The 21771-nt window shown below is 44.7% G+C and carries 18 protein-coding genes and 1 tRNA gene; 12 read left to right on the top strand and 7 right to left on the bottom strand.

The window, feature by feature from the left end:
* The first annotated feature begins 126 nt into the window (after window positions 1–126).
* Window positions 127–2649 (top strand): ABC transporter permease subunit, encoded by a 2523-nt coding sequence (locus AWV70_RS01640; RefSeq protein WP_306464352.1) that lies wholly within the window; start codon window positions 127–129, stop codon window positions 2647–2649.
* 41 nt (window positions 2650–2690) lie between these two features.
* On the opposite strand, the gene AWV70_RS01635 is transcribed toward AWV70_RS01640, so the two are convergent.
* The 4 genes from AWV70_RS01635 to AWV70_RS01615 form a co-directional block, all read right to left on the bottom strand.
* Entirely contained in the window at window positions 2691–4355 is a 1665-nt protein-coding gene (locus AWV70_RS01635; RefSeq protein WP_060203686.1) for a ribonuclease J, read from the bottom strand.
* Window positions 4356–4427: 72 nt separating this feature from the next.
* Window positions 4428–4499: transfer RNA gene (locus AWV70_RS01630), tRNA-Asn, on the bottom strand.
* Window positions 4500–4758: 259 nt separating this feature from the next.
* On the bottom strand, window positions 4759–5130 hold the full coding sequence (locus AWV70_RS01620; RefSeq protein ID WP_060203682.1) for a hypothetical protein: 372 nt from the start codon (window positions 5128–5130) through the stop codon (window positions 4759–4761).
* Between the two features lie 99 nt (window positions 5131–5229).
* Window positions 5230–6891 carry an ABC1 kinase family protein gene (locus AWV70_RS01615; RefSeq protein WP_060203681.1) on the bottom strand — a complete coding sequence of 554 codons (1662 nt, stop codon included), beginning with the start codon at window positions 6889–6891 and terminating at the stop codon, window positions 5230–5232.
* A gap of 219 nt (window positions 6892–7110) precedes the next feature.
* Between AWV70_RS01615 and AWV70_RS01610 the strand changes: the two genes are divergently transcribed.
* Window positions 7111–7821, top strand: a complete 711-nt coding sequence (locus AWV70_RS01610; RefSeq protein WP_060203679.1) for a sulfite exporter TauE/SafE family protein — start codon at window positions 7111–7113, stop codon at window positions 7819–7821.
* Between the two features lie 42 nt (window positions 7822–7863).
* On the opposite strand, the gene guaC is transcribed toward AWV70_RS01610, so the two are convergent.
* Window positions 7864–8847, bottom strand: coding sequence for a GMP reductase (guaC, locus tag AWV70_RS01605; RefSeq protein WP_060203677.1), 984 nt, complete (start codon window positions 8845–8847; stop codon window positions 7864–7866).
* Between the two features lie 189 nt (window positions 8848–9036).
* Between guaC and AWV70_RS01600 the strand changes: the two genes are divergently transcribed.
* The 6 genes from AWV70_RS01600 (at window position 9037) to AWV70_RS01580 (ending at window position 16608) form a co-directional block, all read left to right on the top strand.
* A complete protein-coding gene (locus AWV70_RS01600; protein WP_060203675.1) occupies window positions 9037–10605 on the top strand; it encodes a sensor domain-containing diguanylate cyclase in 1569 nt (522 codons plus the stop codon).
* Window positions 10606–10624: 19 nt separating this feature from the next.
* Window positions 10625–10801, top strand: a complete 177-nt coding sequence (locus AWV70_RS24085; RefSeq protein ID WP_201024298.1) for a hypothetical protein — start codon at window positions 10625–10627, stop codon at window positions 10799–10801.
* Between the two features lie 232 nt (window positions 10802–11033).
* Complete coding sequence (locus AWV70_RS01595) at window positions 11034–11219, top strand: hypothetical protein (protein ID WP_060203673.1); 186 nt, start codon at window positions 11034–11036, stop codon at window positions 11217–11219.
* Between the two features lie 218 nt (window positions 11220–11437).
* The gene (locus tag AWV70_RS01590; protein ID WP_060203670.1) at window positions 11438–14575 is read left to right on the top strand and encodes a DEAD/DEAH box helicase; all 3138 of its coding nucleotides are present in this window, start codon (window positions 11438–11440) and stop codon (window positions 14573–14575) included.
* 56 nt (window positions 14576–14631) lie between these two features.
* On the top strand, window positions 14632–15057 hold the full coding sequence (locus AWV70_RS01585) for a hypothetical protein (protein WP_060203669.1): 426 nt from the start codon (window positions 14632–14634) through the stop codon (window positions 15055–15057).
* A gap of 312 nt (window positions 15058–15369) precedes the next feature.
* Window positions 15370–16608: a copper amine oxidase N-terminal domain-containing protein gene (locus AWV70_RS01580; RefSeq protein WP_060203666.1), complete on the top strand. Its 1239-nt coding sequence runs from the start codon at window positions 15370–15372 to the stop codon at window positions 16606–16608.
* A 41-nt stretch (window positions 16609–16649) separates the two neighbouring features.
* On the opposite strand, the gene AWV70_RS01575 is transcribed toward AWV70_RS01580, so the two are convergent.
* The gene (locus AWV70_RS01575) at window positions 16650–16928 is read right to left on the bottom strand and encodes a hypothetical protein (protein ID WP_060203663.1); all 279 of its coding nucleotides are present in this window, start codon (window positions 16926–16928) and stop codon (window positions 16650–16652) included.
* A 220-nt stretch (window positions 16929–17148) separates the two neighbouring features.
* Here AWV70_RS01575 and AWV70_RS01570 point away from each other — a divergent pair, with 220 nt between their 5' ends.
* The gene (locus tag AWV70_RS01570; protein ID WP_060203662.1) at window positions 17149–17703 is read left to right on the top strand and encodes a GNAT family N-acetyltransferase; all 555 of its coding nucleotides are present in this window, start codon (window positions 17149–17151) and stop codon (window positions 17701–17703) included.
* Window positions 17704–17992: 289 nt separating this feature from the next.
* On the opposite strand, the gene AWV70_RS01565 is transcribed toward AWV70_RS01570, so the two are convergent.
* The gene (locus AWV70_RS01565; RefSeq protein ID WP_060203659.1) at window positions 17993–18646 is read right to left on the bottom strand and encodes a hypothetical protein; all 654 of its coding nucleotides are present in this window, start codon (window positions 18644–18646) and stop codon (window positions 17993–17995) included.
* A gap of 286 nt (window positions 18647–18932) precedes the next feature.
* On the opposite strand from AWV70_RS01565, the gene AWV70_RS01560 reads away from it, so the two are divergent.
* The 3 genes from AWV70_RS01560 (at window position 18933) to AWV70_RS01550 (ending at window position 21743) form a co-directional block, all read left to right on the top strand.
* Window positions 18933–19730 (top strand): ABC transporter ATP-binding protein, encoded by a 798-nt coding sequence (locus tag AWV70_RS01560; RefSeq protein ID WP_201024297.1) that lies wholly within the window; start codon window positions 18933–18935, stop codon window positions 19728–19730.
* Entirely contained in the window at window positions 19723–21360 is a 1638-nt protein-coding gene (locus AWV70_RS01555; protein WP_060203657.1) for a hypothetical protein, read from the top strand. The genes AWV70_RS01560 and AWV70_RS01555 overlap by 8 nt, the downstream gene beginning before the upstream one ends.
* 95 nt (window positions 21361–21455) lie before the next feature.
* Entirely contained in the window at window positions 21456–21743 is a 288-nt protein-coding gene (locus AWV70_RS01550) for a hypothetical protein (RefSeq protein WP_060203656.1), read from the top strand.
* The last annotated feature ends 28 nt before the right edge of the window (window positions 21744–21771 follow it).

Below are 21771 nucleotides of genomic sequence, written 5' to 3'. Positions count from 1 at the left end.
GGTAGGCACTTTATTAGTGTTACTTGGAAACTATTGACATACTATTCTTTCAATCGTATAGTTGTGTTAGATTATTCAGTCAACCGGGAGAGTGGGAACAGGTTAACCGGAAAGGAGGTGCCCTAACTGAGTATCATCCGTTTTGAACTCAAAAAGATCCTGTGTCAAAAGAAACTGCTTGTTCTATTCGCCGTAACCCTTTTCGTAACAGCCGGTCTGTATATCCAAAATGTCAAACAACCATCCAAGTTTCAAGAACGAGCGTTAGAGAAAATTGAGCCTTATGTCGAAGAATCGGATAAATTGTTTCAAATTCTAAACAATATGAAGAGGACAATCGGTTTGGATGAGAAGCAGGAGAAGCAGCTAGAGCATGCGAACTTGATGGCGACAGCCCTTTTTCACTGGAAGAGTGCAATCTATAATGAGGAATGGGAGGCCATTCCGGCAATTGAACAGGATTTTTTAACTCATATGCATCTGTTTGAAAGCTATGAGAATAGTTTCTTATCTTTGCGTGATACTGAGCGGGAGATTACGATGCAAAGGAATGAATGGATGCTCACCCAAAGTCTCGCTTACGAAGATGAAGACTTCCCGATCTCCCCAGCCTTGTTTCTGAAGGAGAGCGCGACAGTCTTATTTGGCGTTGTCGGGATAGGGCTAGTCATCCTTCTTTTCGGAAATATCGTTACTACTGAAAAGGAACATAAAACTTGGCTGACCGTCAGAACGCAACCTATAGCAAAAGGGCGTTTAATTGTAGGAAAGTATATAAGCGTATGTTTAATGAGTATCTTGTTCATTGTCATTGGTGTTTCAGCGAGTCTTATCATTCCGATGATCCATAGTGGCCATCCCGTTCTATTTGAATACCCGGCGGTTGTCACAATAGGTGATACTGTTTCAATTATCTCCACAGGACAGTACATCATGAGGGCAATCCTTTTATTTATACTGGCAGGCATATTCACTCTAAGCCTCACGTTCTTTTTGGGGTCATTCGTAAGAAACTCATTTACCCTTTATATGTTGACAGGATTTATCTTACTTATCAGTGCATTTTCCACGTCCACTTACAATATCCTTAATGCAGTGTGGAACCCATTCCGTCTGCTTCTTTTTTCACAGTTCCTAGAGAAAGGGCCGGAGCTTTCCGATTGGTGGACACTTTTATTTGTTGTAGGCTGGAGCCTTCTATTGCTGGTTTGGGCAATCTTTATGCCTCAAAGAGCATCGGCTTTGTTCCAAGCCTCCGCAAACAAAAGTCCCTTCGCTAACGGAAAGATTAAAGCCAGGATCCCTTCCATGTTGAGGGTGAGTTTATTTGAATGGCGGAAGATGAGGCGCAATCCGCTATTTGCCTCAGTAGCGATTGTGTTGATACTTCTCTTAATTGTGGACTATATTTTCATTTCACATCAGACGGATCTGAAGGAAGAAGAGTATTTTCAGGACTTACAGGCATTAGCCGATGATTATAATGTTAATTTAGTATACCGTCTTCAGCAGGAGATCACTTCCTTTGATGAGGACAAGAAAAAGGCAGAAGAGAAAGGGGATGAAACTTTAATCGTCTATTATAATGATCCTAAGTCGCTAGAGCGCAAAGAGGAGCTATTAGAAGATTATCGGAATCTAGTCGCCATGCGCGTAAATGTGATAGATCATTATCAACAGAACGATTGGACTGCGTTCTACGAATCCCAGCTTGCCCTCAATGAAGAACGAAGAGCTAGAGAATCCACTTACGACCCGTTAAGTCCTTTCACCTATGCCGTGAGCATTGCGGAAAAGGAATGGCTGTTGGGGCGCAATCTTCGTCCGGTCTTGTCCGGGGAACTTACACCGACAATCTTTGATGAGTATGAAGACAAAGAACTTGAGAAATTCTATTATGACACTTATAAGAAAGTTGATAACAGCGGGCTGTTTTCACTTTACCTGAATATTACCGACAAGTTTTATATCATTCCCGGTATTGTTCTTCTTTTTTTAGTAGGAATGGGATTCGCAAGCGAAAGAGGGAAAAGACCGACGCTGCAATTACTTCTAACGCAGCCTGTGAGGAAACGGGACCTGTTTCTTGGGAAGGTGTTCACAAATTCGATGATAGGAATCATCGGTTGTGTTGCTTTGTTCGGGTTACTAGCCCTCATCGGCACATTGGTAAATCGGTTCGGAGACTGGGCATACCCTGTTTTACACTACGACCAGAAGTGGATTGACGATCCTTTTTCCTTATTTAAGGAAGCGACTTCTATAACTGACGGCTTCCATCTCATGCCGCTCGGAAATTATCTTCTGGAAACGATGGGGCTTTTCTTGCTTGTCCTATGGTTTGCGATTGTGTTATCGATCTTTTTATCCCAATTCATCCGAAGCAAGGCAGGTGTCATCGGTGCTGTAGCTGTAATTGGGTTTGTCGGTTATATAGGCAGCCACAAATTACTTGGCAACTTGCTTCATCTTTCGCCATTCACGTATTTTGATGTGGCCCGCATTACGAACGGGGAGATTGCGGTGTTGGCGGAGAATTATCAAATCACCGGGATGACCGGGAGCCTTGTACTATTGGTGTCCACTGTTGGACTAATTGGTATTGGCTGGTTGATTGCGAGCAGAAGAGATCGAACAACAATGGCGTGATCGTAAAAAACGGAGGACAAGCGATGTCCTCCGCTTCATTCTTATATTTCAATAATAAAAGGCAGGATCATCGGCCTTCTTTTCGTTCGGGTATAAAGAAGCTTTTCAACCGCTTTCCGGATAGCGTGTTTCAAGTCATTCCGTCGATAGCGGGTGGATGGCTTTGCTTCCTTGATTGTTGAGACGACCAGCTCATTTACTTCCTTATACAGCTCATTCGCATCGCGTTCGTAGACGAAGCCTCGTGAAATGGTGTCGGGATCCGAAATTATCCGGCCATCCCTTTTGCTCATCGAAACGACGATGATGAGCATTCCTTCCTCGGAAAGCAGTTTGCGATCGCGCAAGACGACCCTTCCAACATCTCCGATACCTAGCCCATCCACAAAGACATTGCCTGCTTCAACATGCCTCGTTTGGCGTGCGACTCCGTTTTCAATGTCTACAACATCGCCGTTATTCAAAATAAAAATATTTTCACTTTCCACACCGACGGACTCTGCCATATCCCGATGCAGCTGCAGCATGCGATATTCCCCGTGGATCGGTATGAAATAGGTCGGTTTCATTAACGAAAGCATCAGCTTTAACTCTTCACGATACGCATGTCCGGAAACATGCATGCCGGTTGCGCCGCCTGTCCCATAAATGACGTTCGCTCCGAGACGATAGAGATTATCGATAATGCGAGAGACGCTTTTTTCATTCCCCGGTATTGGACTAGAGGCGAAAATGACTGTATCTCCGGGGTATACGGATACTTGGCGGAAGTTATTGCTCGAAAGACGCGATAAAGCCGCCATCGGTTCGCCTTGGCTGCCTGTACAAATGACGACGACGTTTTCAGGATCCATCTGATCCACTTCCTGCGGCTCGATTAGCATTCCTTCAGGTATGTCCAAATATCCGAGCTCGTCAGCGACCGCAACGACGTTCACCATACTTCTGCCAAGCAAGGCAATTTTCCGGTTTGTCATTTGTGCAGCTTCAATGATTTGCTGCACACGGTGGACATTCGATGCGAACGTCGAGATGAATATTTTACCGTCCGCTTTCCGGAATGCATCCATAATATGTCCGCCGACAACCCGTTCGGACTGCGAAAAGCCGTGACGCTCTGCATTCGTGCTTTCAGATAATAAAAGCAAGACACCTTTTCTCCCGAGTTCGGCCATTTTATGAAGATCTGCATATTCATCGTTCACAGGCGTTAAGTCGAACTTGAAATCGCCGGTATGCACGACCGTTCCTTCAGGCGTTTCAAAGGCGATGCCAAGACAATCGGGAATGCTGTGATTCGTTTTGAAAAAGGTGGCGGACATTGCACCGAGATCAATCGTTGAATCTCCGTTGATTAATGTAAGTTTCGTTTCCCGAAGCAGGCCATGCTCCTTTAATCTCAATTCGATCAGTCCGAGTGTCAGCCTTGTCGCATAGACAGGAACGTTTAACTGTTTGAGGAAATACGGAATGCCGCCGATATGATCCTCATGACCATGAGTTACGATAAGTGCACGAACGTTTTCCCGGTGTTCGCGCAAATAGGAAATGTCTTGGATGATAAGGTCGACGCCGAGTAAATTCTCATCCGGAAATTTAGAACCGCAATCGATGACGACGATATCGTTTTCATATTGAATGACGTACATATTTTTCCCGATTTCATTGATGCCGCCTAACGCAAAAACCGCTAATTTTGTGTCCACATCGATGTCCTCCCACACTGGTAATAAAAATGAAAAAGGGCTATCCCGTCATTTCGACAGAGACAGCCTTTACTCCGAAAGTAGGATTCGAACCTACGGCCTATCGGTTAACAGCCGATTGCTCCACCGCTGAGCTATTTCGGAAAGATAGTAGTAAACCTATCATGTGCAAAATGTGGGGGATTATTCATGTTGATTTCCATAAAATATTGGACAGCGGAAAGTTATCTATTGAATAGAGGAAGTTATCCATCGAATAAAGGAATATATCTATTGAATACCTGCGGTTATCTGTCGAATAAAGGAAGTTATCTATTGAATACCGAAAATTATCACCAAATCATGACTAAAGCATCAGAAAAGCACCTCCAATTCCAAATCGAAGGTGCACATAATGATTACATTAAATTCTCTTCAAACCGAATAGCACGTTGAAGCCAAAGCAAAGGACGCCCAATACGGTCATCGCTCCTCCTAACGTTGCCAATAGGAAGAATATTTCCGGCCCTCCGAGAATAGCCGTTGCAATGCTGATCATCATAATCGGCAAGCCGATATTGTGAAGCCAAAAGTGCGCTTTCGCCAAACCGGACTGCTCCAGACTCGGATAAAGATGATAGAAAACCCCCGCCAATGCAAGCGATACCCAGCCGACTAAGTTCAAATGGACATGCACGGTCGTCATGTTAAACACATGCGTAAAAGACATGAATAAACCGAAAGAAATGCCGATCATGAAATAAACAACTGAAATCTTCATCAATGTTTTCCCCATTTTCCCCACACCACCTTCCAACATAGAAATCTTTCTATAGTATTCTATGTTGGACATTCTACGGAATGAGGCTGCGGGGAGAAAAAGCCATAAATTATTTCACATCCGTCCGGACCGGATGATGGTGTAAAAGAGGAAAAGGAACATGAGCAAGGCGATGATGAAACTGGCTTCGATGATTGGGAAATGCGATAGGACATTCGTCTGACCGATGATCGCGGAGCCGATGATCATTCCTGCCAAGAGAATGCTGAAGGACAGCAAAGCGATGCTGAATGATAGGCGGTTGCTGATTCGATCGAGCATATGCAGATACTTTTGCAATTGGTGAACATTGAGATTCAATTGGAGCTTCCCTTTGCGGATGGTCGTTGCAACTGCTTTCAAATCCTTTGGGAAATGGGAAATGACCCCGAAGTTTTCGATGAATTCAATCCAAGAGTTTTCGATAACACTCTTTGGGTTGTACTGTTTCCACATCAACTTTTTCCCGAAAGGCTCGACCGCCTCCATTATATTTAATTCAGGGTCCAGTTTTGAAATCAATCCTTCCAATGTAAGTATGGATTTTCCTAATACAGCGATTTCGGTCGGGATGAAAATATGATGTTGCTGAGCGGCTTGGAACAACTCGATAAAAACGGTGCCCAAGCTCAATTCATCCAATGGCACATCATAATATTTACTTTGCAACTCATTCATATCCCTTGAAAATGCGTAGATATCCGTGTCATCGGAAAGAATACCCATTTCGGCAAGAATGTCGATGATCCCCTCAGTGTTTTGATTGCGCATATGAAGGATAAGAGGGGCGAAGTGGTATCTCATTTTGTTGTCTAGCCGTCCGACCATGCCGAAGTCCAAAAAAGACACAATATTGCCGGGCAGGATAAAAATATTCCCCGGATGAGGATCGCCGTGGAAAAATCCTTCGTCCAAAATCTGATGAAGCATCGAATCGACAATCCTTCGGGCAATCAATTTCCGGTCGTATCCGCCCTTATCAAGTTTTTCGAAATCATTCGCTTTGATGCCTTGAATCCTTTCCATCGTCAACACTTTATCCGTTGAAAAATCCCAATAGACCTTCGGGACAACAATCTCGCGCTGTTCCTCAAATTGTTGTCCGATCCGCTCGCAGTTGCGCCCTTCCACGTGGTAATCGAGCTCACTATTCAATGACCTTGAAAATTCAACGATCATATCATGCAAGCGATAGGTTTTCGCCCAATCCGCTTTCGATTCCAAGAAGCTCGCCAAATCGTCCAAGATGGCAAGGTCGGTCTCCATGGTAGGCCGGATATCGGGACGCTGCACCTTGACGGCAACCTCTTCACCCGAATGCAATTTTGCAACATGAACTTGTCCAATTGAGGCAGTTGCCAAAGGCTGTTCAGAAAAATGGCCGAAAAAGTCCTCAAGCGGGCCCTCCAACTCAGACTCGATAATTTTGCGGATTTGTTCAAATGGAACGGAAGCGACGTGATCCTGCAGCTTCTCGAGCTCCAACGCAATCTTCGGTGGAACAAGATCTCGCCTTGAACTCGCAATCTGTCCTAGCTTGATGAACGTCGGTCCTAGCTCCTGCAAGGACTCCCGCAGCTTCACACCTATATCTTGCAGCTTCATTCCATCTCCCTCGTGTTTAGGATCCCGATTTGTAAGGCCCAACCGAAATAGGAAGTGGCTAAGCCCGTTTCGTAAAAATGTATTGATGATTTCCTTATATCGTTTCGTATGCCGAATCCGAATCTTGAACAAGCCAATCCCTCCAAAATTATGTAGTGGCGGTATGACATATATACCCTTTTGATTGGCAGGTTATCCATGGGATTTGGTGGATGGTCGGAGGAAGTGGTGTTGCGACTGCGTTTGATTGATTTGCGAATAAAAACATCTATAACTTTTGGAATGTTTCCTTTTTTTGTGTCGGAGAAATGGTAAAATGGAGAAACGTACTACATAAAAGTGGGGATTCTATTGGACATTCTTATATTCATCGCAATTATACTACTGGCCTCCATCCTCCAGACGGGGACCGGGTTCGGCTTCTCCATCGTCGCGACGCCGTTTCTTCTATTATTATTTGACGCGCGAGACGCCATCCAGATCAATCTGCTTCTATCATTGGTCATTTCACTGGCAATGTACCGCAAAGTGAGGACGGATATTGACAGAGGCGTGTTGAGGCGGTTCATCGGCGGAAGCTTTATCGGGTTGCCGCTAGGAATCATTGTGTTTCTGCTCGTCGATATTCCGAAATTGAAGTTGGGCATCGGAATTGTCATCCTTCTATTGACAGCCCTTTTGCTGCTCAAGTTGAGGATTAAACAAACACCAAACAGGGACGTTGCCATCGGTGGAGTTGCCGGATCCTTGACGACGAGCATCGGCATGCCGGGACCGCCATTGCTGCTTTATTTTTCAGGCACGGACACGGCGAAAGAGACATTGCGCGGCACGACGCTCGTTTATTATTTATTCATCTATTCCATCAGTTTGCTCATCCAGATCGTCTTCGCGGGTACGAGTACGACCGTATGGAAATCGAGCCTTCTCGCTTTGCCGCTCGTTTGGCTTGGCCTCTACGCGGGTCAGTATTTATTCCTGAAGGTCAATCAAACCGGCTTCCGCATCTTCATGTATATCATTTTATTATTTACGGGGGTTTACTTACTTATTAGCACGTAAACATAAACAGAAGGGCTGGCATGCCGCCAGCCCTTCTGTTTATTAATAAGCCTTATCCCCATTGAAGATGGAATTCTTAACGATTACATAGTCAACGTTACGGATGGCATCCAATTTCGTTCCGCCCGCGTAGGAGATGGACGATTGGAGGTCCTGCTGCATTTCAGTCAATGTGTCCTGCAGCTTCCCTTTGTATTCCACATGCATTTTTTTACCTTCAACGTTTTTCTTTTCACCCTTTTGGTATTCCGATGCAGATCCGAAATACTCCTTGAACAGCTTGCCGTCGACTTCGATCGTCTTGCCTGGGGATTCTTCGTGTCCGGCAAATAGCGAACCGATCATGACCATGGAAGCGCCGAACCGAACCGATTTCGCGATGTCTCCATGCGTACGGATGCCGCCGTCAGCGATGATCGGCTTTGAAGCGGCTTTTGCGCACCAGCGGAGTGCAGCTAACTGCCATCCGCCAGTTCCGAAACCTGTTTTGATTTTCGTGATGCAAACTTTCCCTGGCCCGATGCCTACTTTAGTAGCATCCGCACCAGCATTTTCAAGCTCGCGAACTGCTTCCGGCGTACCGACATTGCCTGCGATGACGAATGTTTCGGGTAAATGCTTTTTCAAATGTTGGATCATGCGGATGACTGCATTTGAATGGCCGTGTGCAATATCGATCGTCACGTAGTCAGGGATAAGCTGATCAGCAGCCAATTGCTCGACAAAACCGTATTCTTCCTCTTTGACACCAACGCTGATTGACGCAATCAAACCACGGGCATGCATATCTTTAATGAAATCGGCACGTGTCTCTGGATTGAAACGGTGCATGACGTAGAAATAACCGCCTTCCGCCAACTGGATGGCAATCTTTTCATCAATGATCGTCTGCATATTTGCAGGTACGACCGGCAATGCGAATTTATGTTTACCTAACGTGACGGACGTGTCACACTCTGAGCGACTATTCACAATACATTTAGCGGGAATCAATTGAATATCTTCATAATCAAATACTGTATCCATTCATTACACTCCTAAAGGCGAATAATATTTTTTAATTAGATATAAACGTTCGTACTTTTGTAATTTACATCATTTTTCCCTGTTCGTCAACTCGAAAAGCAAAGTATATTCCAATATAAGGGTGTTCGGCACGTGTATAGATGATATGATGGATAAAGATTTTATTTTTAGCAGAGGAGATTGGTCGCAATGAGGCTGTCTTTGAAGTATTTAATAGGACTGGTTGCGTTGTTATCAGTAGTACTGACACTGGCGGCCAGCATTATATCAGGTTATCGTGCGGAGCAGCAGTCCTTGATTGATGGTACTTTGGAAACGAACCGCGCTTACGCGGAAAAAATGGCAAAGTCAACGGATTCTTTTTTTTCTTCTACATTGCAAACCCTAAAAGTAAGCGCAAAGCATCTTTCTCCATATATGAGTCCGGAATATGTTGATGAATATCTGATTCCTGAAACGAACCGGTTGAAAGAACAGACGAATACATTCAATTCAGTTTTAATCGTTGATAAGGAAGGTGAAATCTTGTCAACTTCTCCTCAAACATTGGATCTGATGGGGAAAAAGTTAGACTCGAAAGGCGGTAAGGAAGCGCTTAAGAAGCGTGAAGCCTATATCTCGCAGCCGTATGTCGGACTTACAGGCCGATTGATCATTTTCATCTCTCACCCGATTTTTGACGAGAACGGGAGATATCTTGGTTTAATCGGCGGAACAATTTATTTGAAGGAGGACAATATCCTTCAGGAAGTTTTGGGAGAACACTTTTATGAGAATGGTTCGTATGTCTATGTTGTCGATCAAAGCGGAAGAATCATTTATCACCAAAATCAAGAACGTGTAAATGATATTGTTTTGGAGAATCCCGTCGTGCAGCAACTATTAGTAGGCAGAAGTGGTGCAATGGAAGTCGTAAATACAAAGGACGTCGAAATGCTGGCTGGCTATGCATCGTTGCAAATTACGAACTGGGGTGTAGTGACGCAACGATCAAAGGAGGAATCCTTGGCCCCGTCTGTCGTGATGATAAAAGAAATGGCTAAGATGACGATTCCTTTTTTAGTCATTTCCTTGCTTGTTATTTTATATATTGCCCATCAAATTGCAAATCCATTAACAAAACTAGCATCTTATGCGGAATCCAGCACGGAGAATAACCAAGAAGAGAAGATTAACAAAGTGCGTGCTTGGTATTATGAAGCCATTCAATTGAAGAAGGCATTGAATTATAGCTTGAATTTCTTCCAGGACCGAGTGAACTTCTTTATTCACCAATCAACAATCGATCCACTGACAAAATTGATGAATCGCCGGGCGATGGATGCACATTTGAAAACTTGGACAGAGCAAGAAATCCCTTATGCAGTGCTCATATTTGATATTGATAAATTCAAACGTGTGAACGATACATACGGACATGCCGTGGGGGATGAAGTATTGAAGTACTTGGCTGAGTCAATGCTTGAGGTAACTAGGAAAGAGGATATTTGCTGCCGGTTCGGTGGTGAGGAGTTCGTCATCCTATTGCCGGAAACCGATCAGAGTGCCGCATTTCATATCGCGGAACGATTACGTAAAAAACTGGAAAGCACAATCAGTCCTTGCGGAGAAGTAGTGACCATTTCCATTGGTATGGCTACATACCCTAAAGACGGGACACATCCTGCGGAACTGTTGGAGTTGGCCGACCAATGTCTCTATGAAGCGAAACGGGCGGGACGTAATCGGACGGTTGAATGTGCTACACTGATGAAATAAGAGCGAGGAGGACACGATTATGCAATATTCGAAGTCGAAAATGGAACTGCTTGTGAAAAACAACGCGGAATTGACGAAGCGGCTCAAACAGATTATGAAGGAACACGAATTGGAGAAGAGTTTTGCCTTGAAGGCATTGTACCACTCCGAAGTGAAGGAAAGCGGAAGGTTCATGAAGGATTATCAGGAGCTTTGATTGTAAACGGCAGCGTGTAGAGGATGCTGCCGTTTTTTTACATGCAAAGGATGCCTATTCAACCGTTATCCGTGTTTGCATTTTTGGGGGAGTGAATAAGACAAGGCCCGTCAAGGCGAATAATCTGTCTCTGTTTTTTCTTCAGAATTGAAAAACAGTTTTATTGATTAATGGGAACGTTTGTTTTATAGTGATGGAAGGAACTATCATATAGTTGAAGGGAGGGAGTCAAATGCAGAATTGGAAAGAGGAATTGGAGGAGGCCCGCTTGAAGGGATTGAATCAAGGCATCCGCCAAGAGAAGGTTTCCACAGTGCTGACAATGCATGGCTTGGCTTTCTCCACGGAAACAATAGCCTTGGTGACAAGGCTGACAACTAATGAAATTGAAGCCATTATTTTAGAAAACTGGCAATGAAGGTTTTCGTAACAGTAAAAAACCGCTGCAGTCTTACGTGACTGCAGCGGTTTTTGCACAAAAGCATCGTTACAGATCCTCCACGAAAACTTTTCGATCATTTCCCAAGATATATTGTCATTTCGGAACCTTTGACTCATTCGGTTGATGAAACCCGGACCGCGGTTTGAGTGATAAAATAGAATTAGTGTGATGGTTCCCGGAAGGAGACGAACGAATTGAGCATTCATTTAACTCACAAAAAAATCATAGATCTATGCGGCTCCGTTTCGTTCAAACGGGGCGAGATGTATTACCGTGCAGGGAAAGTGATTTTGGAACAATATAACGACATATATTGCAAAGCGATTGTGGAGGGGAAAGAAAACTTCCATGTGGAGATTGATTGTGAAAACGGCAAGGAAATCCGCACAGAATGCAGTTGTCCCTCCCTTCCGTTCTATCGATACAAATGCCAACATGTGGCGGCTGTATTGATTGCTGTGAATGAACAGATGGAAGTGCCGACTGAACAGGGATTATCGGAAGGCTTGCTGTCCCTTTTCGATAGCAAGCCGAGGCCGAGCGGGCATCAGCTTCATTTTGAAGATAGGGAAGTGCTGGGGCTGGCGTTCACCTTGCTACCAGTTAGAACTGGAAAAGGGTATATGCTCGGCATTGAGCTGCAAGTGGAAGGCGTATCAGTAGAAGATGTCCGGCAGTTTTTGGAGGATGTGAATGAAGGACGTACAAGCAAATTGAATTCCGCATTCACGTTTGACACCAGTCTACATTGTTTCAAACGGAAGGCGGATGCTGTTTTGCAACGGCTTATTGAGGTCAACAACGGAGCATACACCTACCACGGAGTCGGACATCAAACATTGATTATCCCTCCTGCTTCATGGGAAAAGCTTTTGTCGGTTTTGAAAGAAGCGCCTGAAGTTGTGTTGGAAAGCGGCAGCGATCGGGCGGTTGACTTCCGTATTGCGGAAACAGGATTGCCTGTCAGGTTCCAATTCTACAAAAGACCGAAAACAGGTCATTTCTTGAAAATCGACGGATTGGAACATGTCCTCGTATTGCAGGCTTATAACCTTGTCCTTTGCAGTGGGAAATTGTTCCGATTTTCCGGCGAGGATTGCAAACGGCTCGCTGATTTGAAGCAAATGGTTGAATCGTCAGGTACGCGCCAGTTGCCGATCTCTAACGAACAAATCGGCTTTTTCATCGAAAAGGTTGTACCGGGCTTACGGAGGATCGGCGAAGTTCAACTCGATGAAACGGTGTTGGATCAGCTTGTGAAATCCCCGTTGAACGCGAAACTGTATCTCGACCGGGTGAATAATCGATTGCTTGCAGGTCTTGAATTCCAATACGATCATCTCGCGATCAATCCTCTAGTCGAACGGGAGTTGCCGGCAAGCTCCGTGTTGGTCCGCGATTTGGAAAAGGAAGAGGAAATCCTGCGGTTAATGGAGGAAAGTTCATTCGCCCAGATGGATGAAGGGTATTTATTGCATAACGAGGAATTGGAATATGAATTCCTCTACAACATCCTTCCGAAGCTTGAGAAACTTGTGCGTGTCTATGCAACGACTGCGATTCGCATTCGGATTTTCAGGGGGAGCGCAAAACCGCGCATTCGCGTGAAAGCGTTCGAAGACCGGACGAACTGGCTGGAGTTCAAATTCAGCATGGATGGCATTCCGGACAAGCAGATCCGCGGCATTCTCGAGGCGCTTGAAGAAAAACGGAAATATTATCGATTGCGGAGCGGCGCCCTTCTTTCATTGGAAACGAGGGAGTTTGAGGAAATCCGACGCTTTATGAATGAAGTGTCAGGAGAGCTGGACGAACTGGAAAAGGGATTAAATATGCCGATCACCCGAGGAATACACTTCCTAGATATAGTTGGTGAAGATGAAATGTTCTCCATTGAGGAGTCGGCTCGCCGGTTTTTTGAAAGGCTCTTGCATCCCGAGACTGCCGCGTGGGATGTCCCATCGTCATTGGAAACCGTATTGCGCGATTATCAAAAAACGGGTTATCAATGGATGAAGACAATCGCTGAATTCGGAGTCGGTGGGGTGCTGGCGGATGATATGGGGCTCGGCAAGACATTGCAAAGCATTGCGTTCATCGTGTCCGAACTGCCGAAAATTCGGGATGAAAAGCGGCCGGCGCTAATCATTTGTCCGTCTTCTCTCACATACAACTGGCTGAGTGAGCTGAAGAAGTTTGCGCCGGAAATTGAAGCCATTGTGTTGGATGGGAATAAAAAGGAGCGGGCTGAGCGACAAGCTGATACGGATGGAAAAGATGTCCTGATTACTTCCTATCCGTTGATACGGCGGGATATCGTATGGTATGAAAAGCAGCATTTCCATACCGTCTTTTTCGATGAAGCGCAAGCGTTCAAAAATCCGTTCACTCAAACGGCAAGGTCGGTGAAGAAATTGCAGGCGACCCACCGGTTTGCGTTGACGGGGACGCCTATCGAAAATGCCTTGGAGGAATTATGGTCGATTTTCCATGTCGTTTTTCCGGAGTTGTTCATGGGCTTGCGAGAATTCAGCGAGTTGTCGCGGAAAACGGTCGCGCGGCGTATCCGCCCGTTTTTGCTGCGACGGGTAAAAGAGGATGTGCTTGAGGAGCTGCCGGATAAGGTTGAGTCGATTGAGTCGTCGGAGTTGATGCCTGAACAGAAGGAGCTCTACGCTGCTTACTTGGCAAAGCTGCGGCATGATACGCTGTGGCATTTGGATAAGGATACATTGCGGAAGAATAAAATCAGGATTCTGGCGGGTCTGACGAGATTGCGGCAAATCTGTTGCCACCCGGTGTTGTTCGTCGATGGCTATGAAGGAAGGTCCGCGAAATATGAGCAGTTGAAGCAATTGCTTGAGGAATCGAGGCGTGCGGGAAGGCGGGTGCTGATTTTCTCGCAGTTCACAAAAATGCTCGACATCATCGGCAAGGATTTGGCGATGGAAGGGATGCCTTTCTTTTATTTGGACGGGCAGACGCCTTCAGAAGAACGGTTGGAATTATGCAATCGCTTCAATGCAGGTGAGCGTGATCTGTTTTTGATTTCATTGAAAGCGGGCGGAACTGGATTGAACCTAACAGGGGCAGACACCGTCATATTATATGACCTATGGTGGAACCCGGCGGTCGAAGAACAAGCGGCAGACCGTGCTCATCGGATCGGCCAAAAGCAAGCTGTCCACGTCATCAAGCTCGTTGCACGTGGAACGGTGGAGGATAAAATGAATGAGCTGCAGGAGAGGAAAAGGAATTTGATCGGCGAAGTCATTGATGCGGAGATGGGTTCATTGACGGAGGAAGATATATTGGATTTGTTACAGGTTTAGCGATGTTTAAGGGCGGCCGGAAAAGACGACACTGAACGGAAGTAGAGGTGAATCAGATGAAAGCATTTAAATTTTTGGTTGGAACCGTCATAGTACTTGCCTTTATAGCATTCGGCGTCTATCATTTCGGCACGAAGTACATTGCCGACGAGGTGATGGGCCAAGTTGCTGCGGAGCTTGATGCAAGCGGCGAACTGGAAAACATTAAAAAAGAAGTCCAAAATGACCCTGAATTGCGCGCATTTATTGAAGAAGGGAAAAACGTGGACAGCTCAAAGCTGCCATTCCAAACGAAAGAGGAAGCGACCCGCGTCTTGCTGAAGAAATTTGATCTCAGTGAAATTAACGACATACAAATCCAAGCAAGGCAAGGCATGACGGCGTCCGAGCAACAAGCACTGTTCGATAAAATCCAAAGCAGGCTGACGGACGAAGAGATGCTTGCATTGAAGGCGTTGGCGTATAAAGAGTTGTTTAAATGAAAAACCGCTTCAGTCGAATGTGACTGGAGCGGTTTTTCGTCGGAAAAGAGGGTGTCGGGGAGTTACCGGTTATTTCCCGAAAGATATCGATCATTTCCCAAAAGTTATTGTCATTTTGGGGCATTTAACCTAACTGGATTGTTCGGAGAAAGTTTCAAAGAGGGAAGATGGATAGTTATCCCTCGGATAAGATTGAAATATATGAAACTAAAACCATGGTTTGTTAATTGGTGCTTCATGCATATTTCGAAATAGTAGCATTTCATTTACTCTTAATTGTAAAATACCCAATTATGGAAGGAGTGTTTCAATATGAAAGGCATTCAACGGATATTCTGTATCACGGCAGCCTTTATTTTGCTTTTCGGTTTGGCAGGCAATGCATCTGCGGCAAATAAGAAGATTTTTGACCAAGTGAAAAATGAATATGCCTCCTATGAAAAGAAAACGACAAACACTTTTGAGACGTACCGTGAGAAGACGAGGAAGGCATATGAGGTATTTCGTGACAAAGAGCAGGCGTCTTTTGATGCGTTTGATAAGCAGACGGATGCAGACTTGACGAAACTGACGAAATTTTTGAGTGAAGATTTGACACGCCTCGAATCTCAATATGGCGGGAACAAAGATTTTGCTGAAAAGCTCCGAAAGTATAACAGCCAAATCAGCCCAACATCGCTAGGAAGCCCGATGCAGAGATACGCGCAAAGCATCAATCCAAATTATTTGGGAGGGCTCATGACCCACTATAAAAATGCTATCAATGAAAACTATTTGGGCGGCCCGATGACAGCTTACAAGAACGCGGTGAATGAAAACTACCTTGGGGGCCCGATGACTGCCTATAAAAACACTGTGAATGAAAATTACTTGGGCGGTCCGATGACGAAACTCAAAAACAATAGCCGAGACAGCTATTTGGGCGGAATTATACAGCAGCATAAACGAGGCAAACTATCCCAAAAAGAAGCACTGAAGCAATGGAATGCAATGCTTCAAAAAGAGCGCAAACATATTCAATCAGAAATTTCAAAGTTAAACAAGGACATCAGCCGGACAATTGATTCCACGACTGATAAAATCCTTTCACAAAAATCGAAAACTGTGAATGGCATCCTTGACCAACGCGAGAACTCACTTCAGACCATTTCAGACATGCGAGCCGAGTATTTCGGTGAAGGAATTACATTTGAAATACTCATTCCCGACTTGGGCGAGAACCAAGTGATGATTGATGGGAAATGGTTTGCGCTTCACCAACCGCCAGTCCTGCAAAACGGTGAAGTACTCGTTCCACTGCGGGCAGTCTTCGAGGCGATTAATCCGGGAGTGAAGCTGCAGAAAAAAGACGATGTTATTACAATAGCGAAACCGTCCGTGAAAATGGCCATTGGTTCGAAGAGAGCAACAGTGAATGGAAAGGACATCACGCTTTCAACGGCACCGATCATTGTGAATGGGCAAACGATGATCCCACTACAGTTAGTAAGTGCTTCATTTGGTAATTCGATACTGTGGGATCCCAAGGTGAAGACCGTATTTATTGACTGAAATCAAAAACGGCAGCGCGCAATGCGTTGCCGTTTCGTGTTTCATTTCTTCAAATCATATCCAACAACTGTCCATATACCTGTGGAGACTTGCCGTACTAATCGTTTCAAATAAATCCTAGCAATTGCCGACTTTTCACTGTCCACTTCCACAATCGCATCGGCGTTTGCCTGTTTGATCATATTCAGATCGTCGTAATCGATAGGGTAATCGCCAACAATTCCTTCTGGAGAAAGTTGAAGGCTCGCGAATACTTGTGAAACGACGATGGTTCCACTTTCCTTTACCCGGTATGTTGTATTGACGCTTTTTTCATTCACACTGACCGCAATCTTTTCTAGTGAAAAGGGTTCTCCATTTGAAAAGTTAGAATGAATCCAGCAGCAAGTTCTGCTTCCCACAGATCAGCATAGCCTGTTTTTTGGACCCTTGCTCATCGTTTTTCATGGGCATTCGTTCACCTCTTCCAAGTTGCTTTATGGAAAGAGTAGCATACAATTAAAAGTGCGTGGGAAGAGCGCTCGTATGGGGGGAATCGACATGGAAGAAAAAGAGTTTCCGGTATTGGAAACGGAACGGTTGTTATTGCGGGAAGTGAAACCGGAAGATGCAACAAGTGTATTTCATTATCTTTCAGATGAAGAAGTGATGGAGTATTACGGAATATCCCCGATGACGGATGTAAGGGAAGCAGAAGAGGAGATCGGCTGGTATCGCCGTATTTTTGACGAAGGGACAGGTATCCGTTGGGGAATAACGTTAAAAGGCACGTCCAAAGTGATTGGAAGCTGCGGTTTTCTTCAGTACGAGGAACGTCACGCTAGATCGGAAGTAGGTGCGGAGCTTGCAAAGGAATATTGGAGAAGCGGCATCATGACGGAAGCTTTAGCGGCTGTCGTTCACTATGGCTTTAAAAAGATGGCGCTCATGCGGATTCAGGCATTGATTGAACCTGATAATACCGCCTCGCAAAAGCTATTTGAAAAACAAGGGTTCATGCAAGAAGGTTTATTGCGGAAATACGAAAAGGTCAATGGTGAATTTGACGATTTGTACATGTATTCACTTTTAAGGGATGACCGATCTTTTGAATGAACAGTAAAGTCTCTGAGGTTTCTCCTTGATTTCTTCTTTTTTGTAAATAGAAATACAAATCGACTACTAGACGATAAATTGAAAAACTATGACATCGGTTTTCGATTCCGAAGTTACTTCTATCATCATTACTCCGGAGCTTTTGTATTTGATGACCCTAAAAAAGCATTAGAAACGTTTACGCTTAGGTCGATTCAGGTGCCTCGTGAATGAAAATAAATGAAGACCACCACGTACAAGTGCACCCAGAGATTTTCGTCTCTGGGTGTTTTCTTGTAGAAATTGCTTGTTAGTTGATAGACCCGTAGAAGATTTGGCCGTTTCTTGTGTCGATAACTTTCAACATATTGGTGCGTTTTATGAAGATTGATTTATACTGCGTGCGTCCGTTTTGATCCTTCAAAGTAATAACGCGTTTGCTTGCATTGTCTTCGATGACTTGCAAGTTTAAGTTGTCCACATTAACAATAGAAGAAAGCTTAGAATGTTCAGCAAGCGTGCTGTTTTGGTCTGCATCCGGCTTGCTCTCAGGCTTCGTTGCTTCCGGTGCAATTTCAGACGGCTGTACAGTGCCAAAAAAGATTTCGCCTCCGCGGAAGTCGATGACTTTCAAGTTGTTTGTGTTTTTCAAGAAGATGGATTTGCATTTGCCTTGTCCACGTGCGTCGCTGAATAGGATGACGCGTTTGTAGTTATTGTCTTCCGTCACTTTTGCGGTTAGTCCGTTCACGTCGATCTTGGAAGCTATTGTTGCGTATTCAGGAAGTTTCTTCAGTGCATCTGCTGTGATGCTCAATTGGTATCTTGCTTCATGGTTCGAGTAGGAAGATTCATATTTTGTTGCAGCGGCCTCCACCTTATCTGTGTGAAGAACGTTTGCTGCTCCGAAACTGCCTGTAGTTAGTAGTACTGCACTCAATGTAGTTGTGAAAATTTTTTTCATGTTTTTTCTCTCCTTTTTTTGGCATGACTTAATTTTACCCTCGCTTTTTTAAAGGACTCTGTGAAATAAATGAGAGATTGGTGAGAATTTCCTCGCCTTTTATCTAGAAATCCCTCCAAGTGAGGACTGGAAGCTCAGTAAATGATGAATCTATGAAAATGGTTTTTATTACACATGGAGCAGAGTCCACTTATGGAAGACAAAAGGCTTTTTGAGTATTCGTGATTTTGTACATTTGTTGGATAATAAATGGTAGACTCGAAGAATAGATAGAGGGGGTGTTGGAATGGAAGTGTCTGAAAAAGTGCTTTCAATTCGGAATCTGACAAAATCATACGGCGGGCATGCTGTATTAAATGGCGTGAATTTGGAAGTGGAACGGGGGCAGATCATCGGATATATCGGTCCGAATGGTGCTGGGAAAAGTACGACTGTGAAGATCATGCTCGGCATGATTCAAGATTATGAGGGGCAAGTCGTCATCTTTGGCGAGGATATTGCTTCAGGAGATCCATCTTATAAAAAGAGAATTGGCTATGTGCCGGAGCAAGCGGAGTTGTACGATAACTTGACGGCATTGGAATACTTGGCATTCACAGGGGAGTTGTACGGACTTGACCGTGCGTTTGTGGAAGAAAAAGCGCAGAAACTGATGGTTGAATTTGAACTGGGCGACGTCATGCACTCGCGGCTTTCTTCCTTCTCCAAAGGGATGCGGCAAAAGGTGCTTATTATTTCGAGCTTACTGCATAATCCTGATCTGTTGTTTTTCGATGAACCGTTAAGCGGATTGGATGCGAACAGCATGATGGTCATCCGTGAAATGCTCGCGCAACTGGCGGCGCAAGGAAAAACGATCTTTTATTCATCACATATAATGGATGTCGTCGAGAAGATCAGCAATCGGATCGTGCTCCTCGTCAAAGGGACAGTTGTCGCGGATGGCAGCTTTGAGGAATTGCAGGAAATGAGTGAAGAGGGGTCTCTTTCCGACATCTTCAACCAGCTGACAGGATTCACGGATCACGCGAGTCGGGCGGAGCGATTCATCTCGATTGTAGAGGATGGAACTGCCGATGCATGAATTCCGGACGCTGGCGATCCTTTCTAGATTTAAACGGATTTTCATTAAAGCAGGAATTGATTATGGCGCAATGGAAACCATTTTGCGCATGAAATTGACGATGGATGGCAGACGAACGCCGACCATTTTCAATGGGCAAAAGAAAAAGGACGGCAATCAGTTCCTGAAGTCTTTATGGATCTATGGATTATATGGACTCATGGTGATCCCGTTCCTTCTGTTCGGGGACGGTCATTATATTTTTCAAATGAGTATCGTCTTCGGCATCATCATGTTCATTTTGGCAACGACGATGGTGTCCGACTTCTCGTCAGTCTTATTGGATGTGAGAGATAAGACGATTTTGCAGACGAAACCGGTGAGCAGCAAGACGATCAATACCGCAAAAATCATTCATATATTGATCTATATGTTCTTCATAACAGGGGCTTTCATTGCCATCCCGCTTGTTGTCGGGCTGTTTTCAAAAGGAATTGTATTTACACTCATTTTCCTTGCTGCTTTGCTGTTCACGATGCTCTTTATCGTTGTGATGACGTCGCTCGTCTATTTTGTCGTTCTGCGATTCTTTGACGGCGAAAAGCTAAAGGATATTATTAACTATGTGCAGATTTTGCTGTCTATCGGCGTCATCGTCGGCTATCAGATTGTTATACGCGCCTTCGATTTTGTCGACTTGGATTTGACATATACATTCAGCTGGTGGCATCTGTTTTTACCGCCGATGTGGTTTGGTGCAGCGTTTGAGCTGTTGTTGAATCAAGACTATTCAAATGTGCTGATTCTGTTATCAGTACTTGCCTTGCTCGTCCCGATCATCTCCATGTATATCTACGTACGGCTCATGCCTTCATTCGAACGCAATATGGATAAGTTGATGAGCGAGTCGAAAAATAGGAAGAAGAAATCGAGCTGGTGGGTAGATGTTTGGGCGAAGCTTTGCTGCCGAAACAGGGAAGAGAAGACGTTTTTCCGTTTTGGCGCTTTAATGATGCAGCAGGAACGGGAATTCAAGCTGAAAGTTTATCCTTCACTCGGCTTTTCACTCGTCTTTCCGTTCATTTTCATCTTTATGGAACTGCAAACGAGGACGCTGGCGGATATCTCCACAGGAAAAATGTTTTTGCTCATCTATTTCGGCAATATGATGATCCCGACGATTATTCACACTATGCAATTTTCCGTGAATTATAAAGGGAATTGGCTGTTCATGGCAGCACCGATCCAGAAGCCTGCTGCAGCATACAGTGGGACGCTAAAGGCGTTTTTAGTGAAGCTATACATGCCAGTTTTCGTCTTACTGTCGATCGCATTCATCGCAATTTTTTCGTGGCGTATTGTGCCCGATCTGTTCGCTGTATTGTTGGGAGCGATCCTTCAGACATTGCTTACGTATAAATGGCTTAATTCAAGTACCTTTCCGTTTACGCAATCCTTTGAGTTTGCCCAATCAGAAGGCTCTGCAAAACTGTTTTTGGTTACGTTGCTGGCGGGGATTTTTGTTGTCGGTCATCTAATAGCGCTTGCCATAACGGGCGGGATTTACGTATATATTGCTTTGTTGCTGATTGCGATATTCATCGGATGGCGCAAGGTGTTTCCGATGAAAAATGACGTGCCTGTTCGATAGAAATAAAGAGTACTCCTTCTTGTTCAACGCGACAGAAGGAGTATTTCATTTGTTGTCGACTGTCTATTACTTCGCTCAAGTTAGCAAGTGGCATCATGCTCCTTGCGGCAGGTGCCATTTTCGGACTTGGCTACGGGAATTTCCAATCATGTGCCCAAGCGATTGCATTGAAAGGGATTTCTGTTGAACGGCTCGGCATTGACACCTCTACCTTCTACATCTTCCTGGATTCCGGCATAGGATTTGGGCCATATTTTTTAGGTGTTGTCATTCCGAGCCTCGGCTATGGGGGCATGTATGAAGTGTTGACGATTGTCATTCTGCTATCGCTAGCGGCGTTCGTGTACTTGTTCCGTAAGCGAAAAATATTGGATAATGCATAAATAGAAAAGCTTTGGATGCCATTACGGA

The sequence above is a fragment of the Sporosarcina koreensis genome, from assembly GCF_001531445.1.
GTDB classification, from domain to species: Bacteria; Bacillota; Bacilli; order Bacillales_A; family Planococcaceae; genus Sporosarcina; species Sporosarcina koreensis_C.
Note: the sequence above shows the minus strand (reverse complement) of the source record. Positions and strands in the feature narration are given on the sequence as shown.

Bases quoted from the DNA above. Each gene is read 5' to 3' on its own strand.
- AWV70_RS24085 (WP_201024298.1), top strand. From the start codon at position 10,625: ATGCAATATTCGAAGTCGAAAATGGAACTGCTTGTGAAAAACAACGCG.
- AWV70_RS01565 (WP_060203659.1), bottom strand. From the start codon at position 18,646: ATGAAAAAAATTTTCACAACTACATTGAGTGCAGTACTACTAACTACA.
- guaC (WP_060203677.1), bottom strand. From the start codon at position 8,847: ATGGATACAGTATTTGATTATGAAGATATTCAATTGATTCCCGCTAAA.
- AWV70_RS01595 (WP_060203673.1), top strand. From the start codon at position 11,034: ATGCAGAATTGGAAAGAGGAATTGGAGGAGGCCCGCTTGAAGGGATTG.
- AWV70_RS01620 (WP_060203682.1), bottom strand. From the start codon at position 5,130: ATGGGGAAAACATTGATGAAGATTTCAGTTGTTTATTTCATGATCGGC.
- AWV70_RS01550 (WP_060203656.1), top strand. From the start codon at position 21,456: ATGCTCCTTGCGGCAGGTGCCATTTTCGGACTTGGCTACGGGAATTTC.
- AWV70_RS01585 (WP_060203669.1), top strand. From the start codon at position 14,632: ATGAAAGCATTTAAATTTTTGGTTGGAACCGTCATAGTACTTGCCTTT.
- AWV70_RS01600 (WP_060203675.1), top strand. From the start codon at position 9,037: ATGAGGCTGTCTTTGAAGTATTTAATAGGACTGGTTGCGTTGTTATCA.
- AWV70_RS01570 (WP_060203662.1), top strand. From the start codon at position 17,149: ATGGAAGAAAAAGAGTTTCCGGTATTGGAAACGGAACGGTTGTTATTG.
- AWV70_RS01560 (WP_201024297.1), top strand. From the start codon at position 18,933: ATGGAAGTGTCTGAAAAAGTGCTTTCAATTCGGAATCTGACAAAATCA.
- AWV70_RS01555 (WP_060203657.1), top strand. From the start codon at position 19,723: ATGCATGAATTCCGGACGCTGGCGATCCTTTCTAGATTTAAACGGATT.
- AWV70_RS01580 (WP_060203666.1), top strand. From the start codon at position 15,370: ATGAAAGGCATTCAACGGATATTCTGTATCACGGCAGCCTTTATTTTG.